This is a genomic window from Janthinobacterium sp. GW821-FHT03C10, from assembly GCF_059420865.1.
In genome coordinates, this window is record NZ_JBWKUN010000005.1 from 430,502 (window position 1) to 445,532 (window position 15,031).

Consider the following 15,031-nt stretch of genomic DNA (forward strand, 5'->3'; position numbering starts at 1 on the left):
CGGAAAATGCTATTGTGCCTGTTTTCCCGATCAGGGCTTCCAGTGGAGCACCAGCGCATGCCGCAGCAAACACCGAAAAAAATTCTTCTCCTGAGCGTCTCGGCCGGCGCCGGCCATATGCGCGCAGCGCAAGCCATCGAGGCATACGCGGCGCGCGATGACGGCGCCGGCCCTGCGGCGCTGGCCAGCCATCTCGACGTGATGGATTTCGTCACGCCCGCATTCCGCAAGCTGTACACGGATTTTTATATCAAGCTGGTCAACAAGGCGCCCGCGCTGTGGGGCTATCTGTACCACGCCACCCACGATGCGCCGCGCGACAGTTCGATGCAGCGCCTGCGCCGCGCCGTCGAGCGCCTCAACACGCGCGCGCTGATGGCGCAGATCGCCGCCTTCCAGCCCGATGCGATCATCTGCACGCATTTCCTGCCGGCCGAACTGCTGTCGCGCGCGCTGCGCCAGGGGCAGCTGGCTTGCCCCGTGTGGGTGCAGGTCACCGATTTCGACCTGCACCGCATGTGGGTGCATGAGCAGATGCAGGGCTATTTCGCCGCTACCGACGAAGTGGCGTTCCGCATGCGCCACGAAGGCATTCCCGCCGAACGCATCCACGTGACGGGCATCCCCATCATGCCCGCCTTTGCGCAGGCGCCCGACCGCGCGCGGTGCGCGCAGGCGTTTGGCCTCGACCCGCGGCGCACGACGATCCTGCTGATGGGCGGCGGGGCGGGACTGGGCAGCCTCGATGCCATCGCCGCGCGCCTGCTGGCGCTGGATGGCGACTTCCAGCTGATCGTGCTGGCGGGGAAAAACGCCGCCGCGCTGGCGGCGCTGCAAGCACTGGCCGGCCGCTATCCGGGCCGCCTGCTGGCGCAAGGCTTTACCAGCGAAGTCGAGCGCCTGATGGCGTGCGCCGACCTGGTGATCACCAAGCCGGGCGGGCTGACCACCTCGGAATGCCTGGCCCTGGGCTTGCCCATGATCGTCAACTCGCCGATTCCGGGCCAGGAAGAGCGCAATGCCGACTATCTGCTGGAGCAGGGCGTGGCCCTGAAGGCCTTCGATGCCGTCACCCTCGAATACCGCGTGCGCCTGTTGCTCGATCATCCGGAGCAGTTGCAAGCCATGCGGGCGAAAGCGCTGGCGCTGGGCCGCCCGCGCGCCGCCAGCGACGTGCTGGCGCAGGTGCTGGCGTGACGGGCGTCGTGGCAAAACCCTGGCAGATCGCCCTGACGCTGGCCTGGGTGGCCCTGCTGGGACTATTCTTCGCCCAGGTGGAAATCCAGATCGAAGGGCCGGCCGGCTGGGCCGCCAACCTGCCCACCTGGCGCATCGAAAGCCACTGGCTGCTCGACATCTTCTGGGGCGGCCGGCCGATGACCGGCTACCATGCCTGGGTCTTTCCCTTCATTGCCCTGTTCTTCCATTTCCCCATGCTCTTCCTGGCGCAATGGTCGCTGCGCCTCGAGTGCCGCGCCATCGGCTGCATCATGCTGTTCTGGATCATCGAAGATTATCTGTGGTTCGTGCTCAATCCCGCCTATGGCGTGGCGCACTTCAATCCGGCCCACATCGCCTGGCACAAGCACTGGCTGTGGTGGGCGCCGACCGACTACTGGGTATCGCTGCTGCTGGCTGGCGTGCTGCTGTGGTTTTCATACAAGAGGAAGTCATGACCTTATCGCCCTTGCCGCATCTTTTGCTGTTATTCCTGGCCCTGGCGGCCGGTTCCGCCGGCGCGCAGGCGCCCGTGGCGCCCGAGCGCAATACCGAATGGGCGACGCCGCTGCCGCACGTGTCCAACCTGCACCAGGTCACCCCCGTCCTGTTCCGCAGCGCAAAGCTCGACAGCGCCGACGTGGCGCAATTGCAGGCGCTGGGCGTGAAGACGGTGATCAGCCTGCGTTCCTTCCACTCCGACACGCAGGTGCTCGATGGCAGCGGCATCCGCGCCATCCGCATTCCCATCAATACCTGGGCCATCCGCGACAAGCATGTGATCGAGACCATGCGCAGCATCCGCGCCGCCGAGCAGCAGGGCCCCGTGCTGCTGCATTGCCTGCACGGCGCCGACCGCACGGGCATGATGGCCGCCATGTACCGCATGCTGTACCAGGGCTGGCCGCGCGAGAAGGCGATCGACGAGCTGAAAAATGGCGGTTACGGCTATCACGCCGTGTGGAAGAATATCGAAAGCTACCTCAAGCGCGTCGATGTGGCGGCGCTGCGCGCGCAGATCGAACAGGAAAAACCATGAAGACCCTGCTGTTCGCACTGGCCGCCTGTTCCGCCTGTTATCCGCTGGTCACCCTGGCGGCCACGCCTGCGCTCGATGTGCGCGATGTCAGCAAAGCCGGCATGCCCGGCAAGACCTTTGCCGCCACGACCAGCATGCCGGCCAGCGTGGCCACCGTCTGCGCGGCCATCCAGGATTTCGCCGGCTATCCGCAGTTCATGCCGAACGTGGAGAAGATCAAGGTGACGGCCGCCGGCGGCGGCGTGTCGCTGGTCGACGTCACGCTCAAGCTGCCGATGGGGAAAATCAAGCAGTACCGCCTGAGAATGACGCCCAAGGTGCTCGACGCCAGCTGCAGCCTGGCCTGGAAGCTGGTGCCGATGGAGGGACTGAAGGTGGAGGATACCATCGCCGACACCAGCGGCTACTGGCAGCTGTCGCCGGATCCGCTCGATGCGGGCGCTGCCGCCGTCAGATACCAGGTGTACACGGATCCGGGCCCCGTGCCGATGGGCCTGGGCTGGATCGTCGACAGCATGAGCCGCGACAGCATCCCGACAATGTTCGACGCGCTGCGGGCGCGGGTGGCCGCGCGCAAATAGCCGGCGTGGCGCGGCAGCCACTTCACGCCGGCGCGCCACTTCAGGCATGATGTCGTTTCATCCACACATCCGCCCGGAATCCGCATGGAACACCACAGCTTTCTCATCAACATACTCTTTTACCTGGTCGCCGCCATCATCATGGTGCCGCTGGCCAAGCGCCTGGGCATGGGTGCCGTGCTGGGCTACCTGGTGGCCGGCGTCGTCATCGGACCGTGGGGACTGGGCCTGATCAAGAATGTCGAGGTGATCCTCAGTTTTTCCGAGTTCGGCGTGGTGCTGCTGCTGTTCCTGATCGGCCTGGAGCTGGAACCCAAACGATTGTGGCTGCTGCGCCGTCCCATCTTCGGCTGGGGCGGGGCGCAGGTGGGCGTCGTCAGCGCGGGCTTGTGCGCCGTGGCCATGGCCTTCGGCGTGGACTGGCGCACGGCGCTGGTCGGTGCGCTGGGGCTGTCGCTGTCGTCGACGGCCATCGTGCTGGCCACCCTGGGCGAACGCAAGCTGATGAGCACGCCGGCCGGTTCCGCCGGCTTTTCCATCTTGCTGTTCCAGGATATCGCCGCCATTCCCATGATCGCGCTGGTGCCGCTGCTCGGTGGCCTGGTCACGCACAGCGGCGAGCCGGGCTGGCTGCGCGTGGCCAAGCTGGCCGCCGTGCTGGCCGCCCTGGTGATCGGCGGGCGCTTTCTCGTCAACCCCATCCTGCGCTTCATCGCCAGGACGGACTTGCGCGAAATCTTCACGGCGTTTGCCCTGCTGCTGGTGATCGCCATCTGCGTGCTGATGGAATCGGTGGGCCTGTCGATGGCGCTGGGCACCTTCATGGCGGGCGTGCTGCTGGCCGATTCCGAATACCGGCATGAGCTCATTTCCGACCTGGAACCGTTCAAGGGCTTGTTGCTGGGCCTGTTCTTCATCGCCGTGGGCATGTCCGTCGATTTCGGCGTGCTGCGCGCCCAGCCGCTGCTGATCCTGGCCTTGGTGGCGGGCCTGCTGCTGGTGAAGATCGCCTTGCTGTACCTGCTGTCGAAGTTTGTCGACATTCCCCGCGGCCAGCAGCTGTTCTTTGCGCTGCTGCTGTCGCAAGGGGGCGAATTCGCCTTCGTCGTGTTTGCCGCCGCCGAGGCCGCGCACGTGTTTGCGCCGCAGACGGCCGCGCTGCTGGTCGTGGTGGTGACCCTGTCGATGGTGGCCACGCCCTTGCTGCTGCTGGCGCACGACAAATTCGTCGCGCCGCGCCTGCAAGGCGACAAGAAGCGCCGTCCCGACGACCATATCGAGGCGCAGGACAACCCCATCGTCATCGCCGGCTTCGGCCGCTTCGGCCAGATCATCGGCCGCCTGCTGGCGGCCAACAAGATCGGCGTGACGGTGCTCGACCACGACCCGGACCAGATCGAGCTGCTGCGCAAGTTCGGCTTCAAGGTGTTTTATGGCGACGCCACGCGCGTGGACCTGCTGGTGGCGGCCGGCATCGAGAAGGCGAAGGCGCTGGTGATCGCCATCGACAATGTGGACGACAGCCTGGCCCTGGTCGACGCCGTGCGCCTGCGCCTGCCCGAACTGACGATACTGGCGCGCGCGCGCAACGTCACGCATTACTATGAATTGATGAAGCGGGGCGTGACCCTGATCGAGCGCGAGACGTTTGCCGCGGCGCTGCTGCTGGGCGAACAGACCTTGCAGCAGGTGGGCTTCAGCGCGGAGCGCGCGCAGCGCGCCGCCGGCATCTTCGGCCGGCATAACCTCAAGACCTTGCTGGAAGTGGCGCCGCACTTCCAGGACCAGCAAAAAGTCATGTCCCTCACGCGCCAGGCGCGCGAGGAGCTGGAAGACATGTTCGAGAGCGATGCGGCGGCGTTTGCCTCGGAGCAAGCAGAAAATGGTAGGTCGGATTAGCGCGCAAGCGCGTAATCCGACAACATTGTTGGCGCTGAACGTGGTGGTGTCGGCTTACGCGCTTTGCGCTAGGCCGACCTACGCCTCCTACGCCTCGTCCCGGCTTACTTCCCCCGCTTCGCTTCAATCGCCTCGATCTGGTCCATGATGCCGTTCATGCGCGATACCAGCGCCTGGTACGGTTTCGGCGAGGCCAGGTCGACGCCGGCCGTCTTCACCAGATCGTAGGGGTAGGCCGAGCCGCCTGCGCCGAGCATCTTCAGGTAGGCGGCCAGCGCGCCCGGTTCCTTGTCGAGGATGCGCTGCGCGAAATCCTGCGCCGCCGCGATCGAGGTGGCGTACTGGAACACATAGTAGCCGTGATAGAAATGCGGCACATACGCCCATTCCAGCGCGTAGGCGGGATCGATGCTCATGACGCCTTGCGCTTCGCCGTGGTAGCGCTTGAGGATGCCGGCATAGATGGCCGTGATCTCTTCGCCCGTCAGCGACTCGCCCTTGTCCACCTTGCCGTGGATGGACGCCTCGAATTCGGCGAACATGGCCTGGCGGAAGAAGGTGCCGCGCAGGTTTTCCAGCGCCGCGCCCAGATACAGCAGGCGCTCGTCGTCATCCTTGGCCTGCTTCAGGCGCGCGTCGAGCAGCAGCGCCTCGTTCGTCGTCGAGGCGATTTCCGCGACAAAGATGCTGTACGGCGCATAGATCGATGGCTGCGCCTTGTTGGCCAGCACCGAGTGCATGGCGTGACCCCATTCGTGCGTCAGGGTGCTGACGGCTTCGTAATTGTCCGTGTAGTTGAGCAGCACGAACGGGTGCACGTCGTACGCGTCGCCATTCATGTAGGCGCCCGCCACCTTGCGCGGACGCGGATACACATCCATCCAGCGCGCGTCCACGGCGGCGGTCAACGCTTTCACGTAGTCGGGGCCCAGCGGCGCGACGGAATCGAGCATCATCTGCTTGCCTTCGGCCAGCGGGAAGGTGCGCTCGCTTTTCAGCAGCGGCGCATACACGTCGTAGTACGCCAGGTCCTTCACGCCCAGCATGCGCGCGCGCAGCTTGAAGTAGCGGTGCAGGGTGGGCAGGTTGGCGTTGGTTTGCGCGATCAGGGTCTGGTAGACGGCGGGCGGCAAGTTGTCGGCGTCGAGCGCGGCGCTTTGCGAATCGGCGTAGTGGCGCACCTTGGCATACGCGGCATCCGTTTTCAGCTGGCCGTACAGGGTTTCGCCGAACGTGCGTTCGTATTCTTTCCACTTGCCGAAGAAGGCGTCGAACACCCGCTTGCGGTCGGCGCGGTTGTCGTCGCCCCGGTATTTTGTGTAGGCCGCCTGGTCGAGGCGTACTTCCTTGCCATCCGACAGTGTGACGGTCGGCCACGGGATTTCCGCATTGGCCAGGGTGCGGTAGACGCTGGCGGCCGAGCTTGTTGCCAGGCCGAACTGCGCCACCAGCTGCTCGCCGGCCGCGTCGAGCGTGTGCGGCGCGCTGCGCAGCATGTTACTCAACTGAAAGCGATACAGCTGTAGCCCCTTGTCTTGCGCCAGCATGGCATCGATGCGTTTGCTGCCCAGGGCGAGGATTTCCGGCTGCAGAAAGGTGCTGGCCTGGGTGAAGTCGTTGCCCAGCAGGGCGGCGCGCTGGTTCAGCTGGTTGCCCTTGCTGTCCCCCGTATCCTGGTCGTAGTACTGCGCCGCATAGGTGGTGAGCGTATTGACGCGCTTGCGCGCATCGGCGACCAGGTCCAGGCAGCTTTTCAGGCGGGCCGGCGAGGCTTTCAACTGCCCCTTGCAGCCAGCCAGCTGCTGCAGCTGGGCCGACAGCCGTTTCGCATCGGCGTCGAACGCGGCATCGTCTTGATACAGCGCCGTCAAATCCCAGCGGTCGGCCTGGCGGTCGGTGGGCGCCGGGGCAGGGGCGGCAGTGGCGGTGGCGAGCCCGAGGGCCAGCAGGGAGAACAGCAGGGGGCGCTTGAGCGCGGATGGCGTCATGGTTCATTCCAGTGAGGTTGTCGGAAGAATGCGTGCTGACCGCCGGGCAGGAATGCGCGCGTGACACATGGCGTACCGGCAGAGCTGACTACGGTACATCAAATGGACGCAGGGGGAAAGAGGGGGATGCCGCCACCAGGACGGACGGTGGCGGCGAAAACAACGGGGGCTTACAACAGCGGATTACAGTGCTTGCAGCGGGATCGTGCCGAACGTGGTCGGCGTCGAGCATGGCTCTTCATCGAAGGCGATGTCGCCCATGGGGTTGGCCACGCCATCCGCCTTCAAATCCTTGAAGCCGAACAGTTTCGGGTCCATCAGGTGCGATGGCGCCACGTTCGACAGCGCCGAGAAGATGCTTTCCACGCGGCCGGGGAATTTCTTGTCCCATTCGCGCATCAAGCCCTTGATCTGCTTGCGCTGCAGGTTTTCCTGCGAACCGCACAGGTCGCATGGAATGATGGGGAAGCCCTTGACTTCCGCATAGCGCTGCGTGTCCTCTTCCTTCACGTAGGCCATCGGGCGGATGACGATGTGCTTGCCGTCGTCCGATTGCAGCTTGGCCGGCATGCCTTTCAGTTTGCCGCCGAAGAACATATTCAGGAAGAATGTTTCCAAAATATCATCGCGGTGGTGGCCCAGGGCGATCTTGTTGGCGCCCAGCTCGTCCGCCACGCGGTACAGGATGCCGCGGCGCAGGCGCGAGCACAGCGAGCAAGTCGTCTTGCCTTCCGGAATCAGGCGCTTGACGATGCTGTAGGTATCCTGGTTTTCGATGTGGAAGGCCACGCCCAGTTCCGTCAGGTAGGCGGGCAGGATGTCCGGCGGGAAGTTCGGCTGCTTCTGGTCCAGGTTGACGGCGACGATATCGAAATGAATCGGCGCGCGCTCGCGCAAGGTCATCAGGATATCGAGCAGCGCATAGCTATCCTTGCCGCCGGACAGGCACACCATCACCTTGTCGCCGTCTTCGATCATATTGAAGTCGCCGATGGCTTGCCCCACCAGGCGGCACAGGCGCTTGTGCAGCTTGTTGTTTTCCAGGGCGATCTTTTCCGCCTTCTTGCGCGCCAGTTTCTGCGCTTCCACGTTGGCCGGGAATTCCACGGCCGTTGTCGTCGTTTCCAGCACGGCGGTGTTGCTCATGTTGTTCATGCTTCATCCTTGATCTTGAATACTTCCACGCCCACGCCTTCGCAGTCGGGATACACGTCCGGTTTCATGCTCGATACGCGCGCGGCGCGTACGCGCGGGTGCGCCAGCATGGCGGCGAGCACGTCGTCGACCAGGCTTTCCTGCAGCTGCACGTGGCCTTGCGCCATGCGCTTGGCGATGGTTTCGCGCATGAAGTCGTAGTCGACCACCTCTTCCAGCTGGTCGTCCTTGGGCGTCGACAGGGCCAGGGGAATGTACAGGTCGACGTTGATGAGGACGCGCTGCTCGCCCTTTTTCTCGAAGTCGTAGACGCCGATGTTGATGAGGACTTCGTAATTGCGCAGGAACAGCCGGCGGCAGTCAAGCAGGCGAGGGTGGGACAGGGCGGACGACATAGTTTTACCTTTTCGGGGATGCTGAATGCGGGTTGTTTGGCAGGGCTGCTGATTATTTGGTCAAAAACATGACGTCGCGCGGCAAGCCGATCAAATGCTGGCCGCCATCGACCAGCAGGGTCGTGCCCGTCAGCGCGCGCGCGCCGGCCACGTAACAGACGCTGTCGGCCACGTCCTCGGGCGTGCTGGAGCGTCCCAGCGGCGTATTTTCATGCGCCTTGGCAAAGTTCGCTGCCGTCTGTTCGCCGGAGACCATGGTGATGCCGGGGGCAATGCCCACCACGCGCACTTTCGGCGCCAGCGCCTGGGCCAGCATGGTGGTCGCCGACAGCAGCGCCGCCTTGGACAGGGTGTACGACAAAAAATCAGGATTGAGATTGTACAGTTTTTGATCCAGCAAGTTGATGACCACGGCTTGCCCGCCTGCCGGGGTGGCATGGTACAGCGCTTGCGCCAGCAGGATGGGGGCGGCCAGGTTGGCGTGCATGTGGGCGTCCAGGGCGGCGAAGGAAAAATCGCCCGCATTGTCGTATTCAAACAACGATGCGTTGTTGACGATGCAAGTGACGGGGCCCAGCGCCGCCTGCGCCTGCGGCAATAGCTGGCGCACGGCGTCTTCCTGCGCCAGGTCGCAGGGGAATGCCTGCGCGCGGCGGCCCAGCGCCGTGATGTCCGCCACCAGGCTGAGCGCTTCGTCGCGCGAGTCGCGGTAATGGACGGCGATATCCCAGCCGTCGCGCGCCAGGCCCAGCGCGATGGCGCGGCCGATGCGCCGCGCCGCGCCCGTGACGAGGGCGACGCGGGGTGTGCTGTCGAATGGCGTTGTCGTTGCTTCTGTCATGTCTTTGTTATGGTTGAGATATTCGGTGGACGCCGCACTGGCGGCATGCGCCGCCGATTCGCTACAATGCGGGTATGTCTCTTCCCGCACCCGATAGCGACGCGCTGGCCGCGTCCCATGCCTTGCAGCACCAGATTGCCGCCGAAATCGCGCGCAATGACGGCGCCATTCCCTTTGTCCGCTTCATGGAACTGGCGCTGTACGCGCCTGACCTCGGTTATTACAGCGGCGGCGCCGCCAAGCTGGGCAAAGATGGCGATTTTACAACCGCGCCGGAGATTTCGCCCCTGTTCGGCGCCACGCTGGCCCATGTGGCAGCCGCTATTATGGCGCAAACGGCCCCGCGCATCCTCGAATTCGGCGCCGGCACGGGCAAGCTGGCTTTCGATATCCTGACGGAAGCGGCGAATGCCGGCATCGCTATCGAACAGTATGCGATCGTCGAATTGTCCGGCGAGTTGCGCGCGCGCCAGGAGCTGGCGCTGGCCGCCTTTCCGCAGGTGGTGTGGCTCGACGGCTTTCCCGACAGTTTTGAAGGCGCCGTGTTCGGCAATGAAGTGCTTGACGCCATGCCCGTCAACCTGATCAGCAAGACGCCCGCCGGCTGGTGCGAGCTCGACGTCGGCATTGCCGATGGCCAGTTCGTCTTTGTCGAACGCCCTGCCGACGCCGACGTGGCCGCGCAGATCGTCGCCCAGGTGCCGGACGCCGATGCCTTGCCGGTCGGCTATGTCAGCGAGATCCACGGCGTGGCCTGCGGCTTCATGCGCTCGCTGGCGCGCATGCTGACCAATGGCCAGGGCGGCGCGGCCGTGCTGTTCGATTACGGTTTTCCCGCGCACGAGTATTACCTGGACTTGCGCGCCACGGGCACCTTGATGTGCCATTACCGCCACCACGCCCACGCGGAACCGTTTTATCTGCCCGGCTTGCAGGACATCACGGCCCACGTCGATTTCACGGCCATGGCGGTGGCGGCGCAGGATGCGGGTCTCGATGTGCTCGCGTACATGAACCAGGCATCCTTCCTGCTGGGCGCGGGCATCGGCGACTTGCTGCTGCGCACCGATCCGGAACAGGTCAAGACCTACCTGCCGCAAGCCAGCGCCGTGCAAAAGCTGGTGTCGCCGGCCGAGATGGGGGAATTGTTCAAGGTGCTGGTGGTGGGGCACCAGGTGGCGTTGCCGGAAGCGCTGTTGTCCAGTGACCGCAGTCACCGCCTGTAAGCGCTGGCAATATCAAGGCAGGGCAGTGCCGCCCTGCAATTTCCTGTCCGCCGGCGGTTATTATCTTGTCATATCGTATATGATGACCGACACAGCACGGTTCCATCCTGCAAGAACCCGTCGCCGCGCACCGATTTCAAGATAGAACGATGGGAAAGATACATACACACTATGACAACCTGAAAGTGGCGCGCCTGGCGCCGCAGGAAGTCATACGTGCCGCGTACAAAGCCCTCAGCCAGAAATACCACCCAGACAAGAATCCGGGCGACGAAAAGGCCGCCCGCATCATGGCTATCCTCAACAGCGCCTATGGCACCTTGTCCGATCCGCAACGCCGCAAGGAACACGACGAGTGGATCGCCGCCGAGGAGTGGGAAATCGAATGGCTGGAAAGCACCCACCACGAAGAAGGCAAGACCCGCGATGGCCGCGTGAAAGGCCATGCCCAGCCGCATGAGCACGCCTGGGCGCAGGATGTGCCGCCGCCGAAGGGCAAGGCGCGGAGCGGGGCGCAACCCATCTGGCGCAACTGGCGCTGGTGGCTGAGCCTGCTGGTTTGTTTGCTGCTGGGCTGGCTGGGCGCCTTGCTGATGCTCGATACGTCCCAGCCGATGCCGTCCGCGCTGGCGTCGGCCTGGAGCGGCCTGGCCCGCGATGGCGCCAAGCCGCGCCCGGAACCTGCGGCGCCGGGAGCCGGCGCCTTGCTGCCGCCGTCCAAGGCAGAGGCCGTGGCCATCGATAGCTGGGCGGTGGGCAAGCCGTATGCGGCCGAACCCGCGCAGGCGAAGGCGCCCGAGATCCGCGTGCTGGCCGTCTCCCAGCTGAGCCTGAAAGCCAGCCGGCCCGCCTGCGATGGCACCAGCCAGGCCGAGTCGGCGGCGCTGGTGGCGCCGAATGGCGAGCCTTGGCCGGCGCAGTCCGGTTATGTGGATGGCTTCCCGATCGGTAACAAGGGCAATGAACTGAGCTTGACCATCGACAACAGCGGCAATGCGGCGCCCGTGTTCGTCAAGCTGTATGACCAGGAGCGGCGCTCGAATGTGCGTTATCTGTATATCCTGGCCAATGACAAGCTGACGGTGGAGCAGCTCAGCGCGGGCAAGTACGAAGTGCGTTACCAGGCCGTCGGGCCCGGCCAGGACAGTTGCGGCGCCACGCGCAGCGGTGCGTCGGCATCCGCGCCGGCGCCGGCCGTTGGCGAAGGCGGCACGCAGAATCCTGTTGTAAGCAGCATCTAATCTGATTATGCTTGATATGCGTCAACGCAGCGTCCACATCGAACTTATCCCTTAGGAGTATTCATGACCGACCTCAAAGCCGATGCAGATGATAACTGGCTGCTCGACGAAGATGAGCCGGTGGCCAGCCCTGCCGGGCTGGCCGCGCCCGACCAGCGCCTGTGGCGTGTCCTGATCGTCGATGACGACGTCGACGTGCATGCGGTCACGCGGCTGGCGCTGCGCAATGTCAGTTTCAAGGGCCGTGAACTGGAACTGTTTTCCGCCTACAGCGGCCGCGAAGCGTATGACATCCTGCGCGACACGCCCGATATCGCGCTGGTGCTGCTCGACGTGGTGATGGAAACGGATGACGCCGGCCTGATCCTCGCCAAGCGCATCCGCGCCGACCTGAACAACTCCATCGTGCGCGTCGTGCTGCGCACGGGCCAGCCGGGCCAGGCGCCCGAGCAGCGCGTCATCATCGAATACGACATCAACGATTACAAGGCCAAGACGGAGCTGACGACGCAAAAGCTGTTTACCACCGTTATCTCGGCCTTGCGCGCCTACGAGAGCCTGATGATGCTCGAGCGCAGCCGCATCGGCCTGGGCAAGATCCTCGCCGGCGCCACCAATCTGTACCAGATCCATTCCCTGCGCGAATTCGCTTCCGGCGTGCTCAACCAGGTTAGCGCCATCCTCGACGTGGGCGCCGATGGCGTGCTGTGCCTGATGCAGGGCGGCGCCGGGCGGCCCGAGGTGGTGGCCGCCACGGGCACCTATGCCGTGCTGGCCGAGGCCGAAGCCATGCCGGCCGACCACGCGCTCACGCCCACCATCGACAAGGCGTTCGCGGAAAAGCGCAGCCAGTTCGAGCATCCGGCCAACGTGCTGTTCATCCACACGGAAGGCAACCGCGAGCTGGCCATTTCCGTTACGCCGCCGTGGCCGCTGGCGCAGATCCAGCGCGATCTGCTGGAAGTGTTTTGCCAGCGTATCGCGGCCGCCTTCGACAACCTGTACATGTTCGGCCAGCTGCGCAAGGCGCAGGAAGCGACCGTCGTGGCGCTGGCCGACCTGGCCGAGTTCCGCGACAGCGACACGGGCGGCCACGTGCGGCGGGTGCAGCAGCTGTCCGACGCCATCGCCCGGCGCATGCAGCAGCGCGGCGTGTATGCGGACGAGCTCAGCCCGCAGTTGCTCGACATGATCGGCCTGGCCAGCATCCTGCACGACGTGGGCAAGGTGGCCACGCCGGACGCCGTGCTGCTCAAGCCGGGCCGGCATACGGACGAGGAACGCACGCAGATGCAGCTGCATGCCAGCGTCGGGCGCACCATCCTCGAGCGGGCCGCCAACATGGTCGACGGCGTCAGCTACCTCACGTATGGCGCGCAGATTGCCGGCGGCCACCACGAGCATTTCGATGGCGCCGGCTATCCGAACGGCCTGAAGGGGCGCGACATTCCCTTGGCCGCGCGCATCGTCGCCGTGGTCGACGTCTTCGATGCCCTGCTGCATGAGCGGCCGTACAAGGAGCCATGGCCGTATCCGCAGGTGCGCGAATACATCGAGCAGCGCAGCGGCAGCCAGTTCGATCCGGAAGTGGTGACGGCGCTGCTGGACCTGATCGACAACGAGCCGCAACTGTGGCATCCGGAGCGCGCCAACGCTTGAGCGGCAATTGGTGTGGCGTTTTTCGGCGCGGCCCCATTCCCTTGCGCGCGGCGCCGTCATATACTCGGCAGCCTCATGCTGGCCGGCGCCACGCACCAGTGTGGCGCGCCGCGGAGTTTTCGGACATCACGACATGAAAGAACTCAAGGGCCTTAGCGCACTGATCATCGAGCCCCATCCGGGCATGCGCGCCAGCCTGCACAATATGCTCAATCTGTGCGGCCTGGCGAAGATCGATGACGCGGCCAGTTCGGGCCAGGCGATCCGCATGCTGGGCAGCAAATCGTATGATTTGATCCTGTGCGAATACGACCTCGACGGCGGGCAGGATGGCCAGCAGATGCTGGAAGACTTGCGCCACCATAAATTGATGCACGCGTCGACCATGTTTTTCATGGTGACGGGCGAAGGCAGCTTCGCCAAGGTGGTCAGCGCCGTCGAGCTCTTGCCCACCGATTACATCCTCAAACCGTTCACCGCCGACAACATGCTCGAGCGCATAGCCCGCGCGCTGGACAAGCGCAATGCCTTCGTGCCCGTGTATGAACTGATCGACGTGGGTAATGAACGGGCGGCGATTGCCGCCTGCACCGAGGGCGCCAGCCTGTACCCCCGCTATGCCACCGATTTCCTGCGCCTGCGCGCGGAACTGCACCTGCTGCTGGGCGAGGCGGCCGACGCCGAGCCGATCTACGCAGCCCTGTATGAAAGCAAGTCCATCGGCTGGGCGCGCCTGGGGCAGGCCAAGACGCAGTTCCTGCTGGGCGAATACGCGGCGGCGCAGGGCATGCTGGAAGGGCTGCTGGAAAACAACAAGCGCTTCCTCGACGCCTATGACTGGCTGGCGCGCACGCATCTGGCGCAAGGCAAGCCGGAATTGGCGCAAGCGGCCCTGAGCGAGGCGGTGGCCCTGTCGCCGCACGCCGTGCGCCGCTTGCGCCGCCTGGGCGAGGCGGCCCTGGCGGCCGACGATATCGAGATGGCGGAAAAATCCCTCAAACTGGTGGTCAGCAAGGCCAAATATTCGGAATTCCGCGATCCGGAAGACCATGTGCGCCTGGTGCAGACCCTGGTGCGCAAGGGCGATCCCTTGCAGGCGGGGGCCGTGATCCGCGACCTCGACAAGTCGATGGGCGGGCAAAAGAATGCGGAACTGTGCAGCGCCTTGTGCAGCGCCATGCTGCATGCGCATACGGGCAACGCGGAACGCCTGCAGCAATCGCTGGACGCGGCCCTGGCCGCCAACCGTCACAGCGTGGGCGGCTCGAACATGCTGAAAACCGAGCTGGCGCGCCACTGCCTGGCGCATGGGCGCGAGGATGGCGCGGCCGAGGTGATGCGCGAAGTCATGCGCAATGCGCCCGACAGCGCGGCCATGACGCGCGCCATGGCCGTCTTCGAGCAGGCGGGGCGCGACGAGCTGGCCAAGGCGCTGGCGCGGCAAAGCCGCCAGGAAGTGGCCGACATGGTGGCGGCCGGCGCGGCGAAGGCGGGCGAGGGCGATTTCCGCGGCGCCGTCGATCTCATGGGCGAGGCCGTCACGCGCCTGCCCGACAATCCGCAAGTGGTCTTCAATGCGGCCGTGGCCGTGCTGAAATGCCTGGAACATGAGGGATGGGATGAGCGCATGGGGCAGCAGGCGCTGACCTTTATCGCCGGCGTGCGCCGGCTGGACCCGCGCAACCCCAAATTGCCCGTATTGTCGGGCCTGCATCAGCAGTTGTTGCGCAAATATAAGCCGCTGGGCAATTCCTGGATGCATCCGCCTGACGCACGGTAAATGGGGAAT

At 64.8% G+C, this 15,031-nt stretch carries 13 protein-coding genes; 9 read left to right on the top strand and 4 right to left on the bottom strand.

Translation table 11 applies throughout. From position 1 onward, the window contains the following. Positions 1-57: 57 nt before the first annotated feature. The 5 genes from AC07VH_RS19035 to kefC all read left to right on the top strand — a co-directional run bounded on the left by AC07VH_RS19035 (position 58) and on the right by kefC (position 4,737). Positions 58-1,197: an MGDG synthase family glycosyltransferase gene (locus AC07VH_RS19035; protein WP_494787491.1), complete on the top strand. Its 1,140-nt coding sequence runs from the start codon at positions 58-60 to the stop codon at positions 1,195-1,197. Between the two features lie 8 nt (positions 1,198-1,205). Next, the gene (locus AC07VH_RS19040) at positions 1,206-1,676 is read left to right on the top strand and encodes a hypothetical protein (RefSeq protein WP_494787490.1); all 471 of its coding nucleotides are present in this window, start codon (positions 1,206-1,208) and stop codon (positions 1,674-1,676) included. After that, positions 1,673-2,257: a dual specificity protein phosphatase family protein gene (locus AC07VH_RS19045; protein ID WP_475415899.1), complete on the top strand. Its 585-nt coding sequence runs from the start codon at positions 1,673-1,675 to the stop codon at positions 2,255-2,257. Before AC07VH_RS19040 ends, AC07VH_RS19045 begins: the two co-directional genes overlap by 4 nt. Further along, positions 2,254-2,838, top strand: coding sequence for an SRPBCC family protein (locus tag AC07VH_RS19050; RefSeq protein WP_475415900.1), 585 nt, complete (start codon positions 2,254-2,256; stop codon positions 2,836-2,838). Before AC07VH_RS19045 ends, AC07VH_RS19050 begins: the two co-directional genes overlap by 4 nt. 84 nt (positions 2,839-2,922) lie before the next feature. Beyond that, positions 2,923-4,737 carry a glutathione-regulated potassium-efflux system protein KefC gene (kefC, locus tag AC07VH_RS19055; RefSeq protein WP_475415901.1) on the top strand — a complete coding sequence of 605 codons (1,815 nt, stop codon included), beginning with the start codon at positions 2,923-2,925 and terminating at the stop codon, positions 4,735-4,737. Positions 4,738-4,841: 104 nt separating this feature from the next. On the opposite strand, the gene pepF is transcribed toward kefC, so the two are convergent. The 4 genes from pepF to AC07VH_RS19075 form a co-directional block, all read right to left on the bottom strand. Next, complete coding sequence (pepF, locus tag AC07VH_RS19060; protein ID WP_494787489.1) at positions 4,842-6,725, bottom strand: oligoendopeptidase F; 1,884 nt, start codon at positions 6,723-6,725, stop codon at positions 4,842-4,844. Positions 6,726-6,908: 183 nt separating this feature from the next. Then, positions 6,909-7,871: a tRNA 2-thiocytidine(32) synthetase TtcA gene (gene ttcA / locus AC07VH_RS19065; RefSeq protein ID WP_475415909.1), complete on the bottom strand. Its 963-nt coding sequence runs from the start codon at positions 7,869-7,871 to the stop codon at positions 6,909-6,911. A gap of 5 nt (positions 7,872-7,876) precedes the next feature. After that, positions 7,877-8,275: a dihydroneopterin aldolase gene (locus tag AC07VH_RS19070; protein ID WP_086140320.1), complete on the bottom strand. Its 399-nt coding sequence runs from the start codon at positions 8,273-8,275 to the stop codon at positions 7,877-7,879. Positions 8,276-8,327: 52 nt separating this feature from the next. Further along, positions 8,328-9,116 carry an SDR family oxidoreductase gene (locus AC07VH_RS19075; protein WP_475415903.1) on the bottom strand — a complete coding sequence of 263 codons (789 nt, stop codon included), beginning with the start codon at positions 9,114-9,116 and terminating at the stop codon, positions 8,328-8,330. A gap of 74 nt (positions 9,117-9,190) precedes the next feature. Between AC07VH_RS19075 and AC07VH_RS19080 the strand changes: the two genes are divergently transcribed. The 4 genes from AC07VH_RS19080 to AC07VH_RS19095 all read left to right on the top strand — a co-directional run bounded on the left by AC07VH_RS19080 (position 9,191) and on the right by AC07VH_RS19095 (position 15,022). Next, positions 9,191-10,342: a class I SAM-dependent methyltransferase gene (locus tag AC07VH_RS19080; RefSeq protein WP_494787488.1), complete on the top strand. Its 1,152-nt coding sequence runs from the start codon at positions 9,191-9,193 to the stop codon at positions 10,340-10,342. A 149-nt stretch (positions 10,343-10,491) separates the two neighbouring features. After that, the gene (locus tag AC07VH_RS19085) at positions 10,492-11,583 is read left to right on the top strand and encodes a J domain-containing protein (protein ID WP_494787487.1); all 1,092 of its coding nucleotides are present in this window, start codon (positions 10,492-10,494) and stop codon (positions 11,581-11,583) included. Positions 11,584-11,646: 63 nt separating this feature from the next. Next, the gene (locus AC07VH_RS19090; RefSeq protein WP_475415906.1) at positions 11,647-13,242 is read left to right on the top strand and encodes a DUF3369 domain-containing protein; all 1,596 of its coding nucleotides are present in this window, start codon (positions 11,647-11,649) and stop codon (positions 13,240-13,242) included. 133 nt (positions 13,243-13,375) lie between these two features. Further along, positions 13,376-15,022: a response regulator gene (locus AC07VH_RS19095; RefSeq protein ID WP_475415907.1), complete on the top strand. Its 1,647-nt coding sequence runs from the start codon at positions 13,376-13,378 to the stop codon at positions 15,020-15,022. Positions 15,023-15,031: the final 9 nt, after the last annotated feature.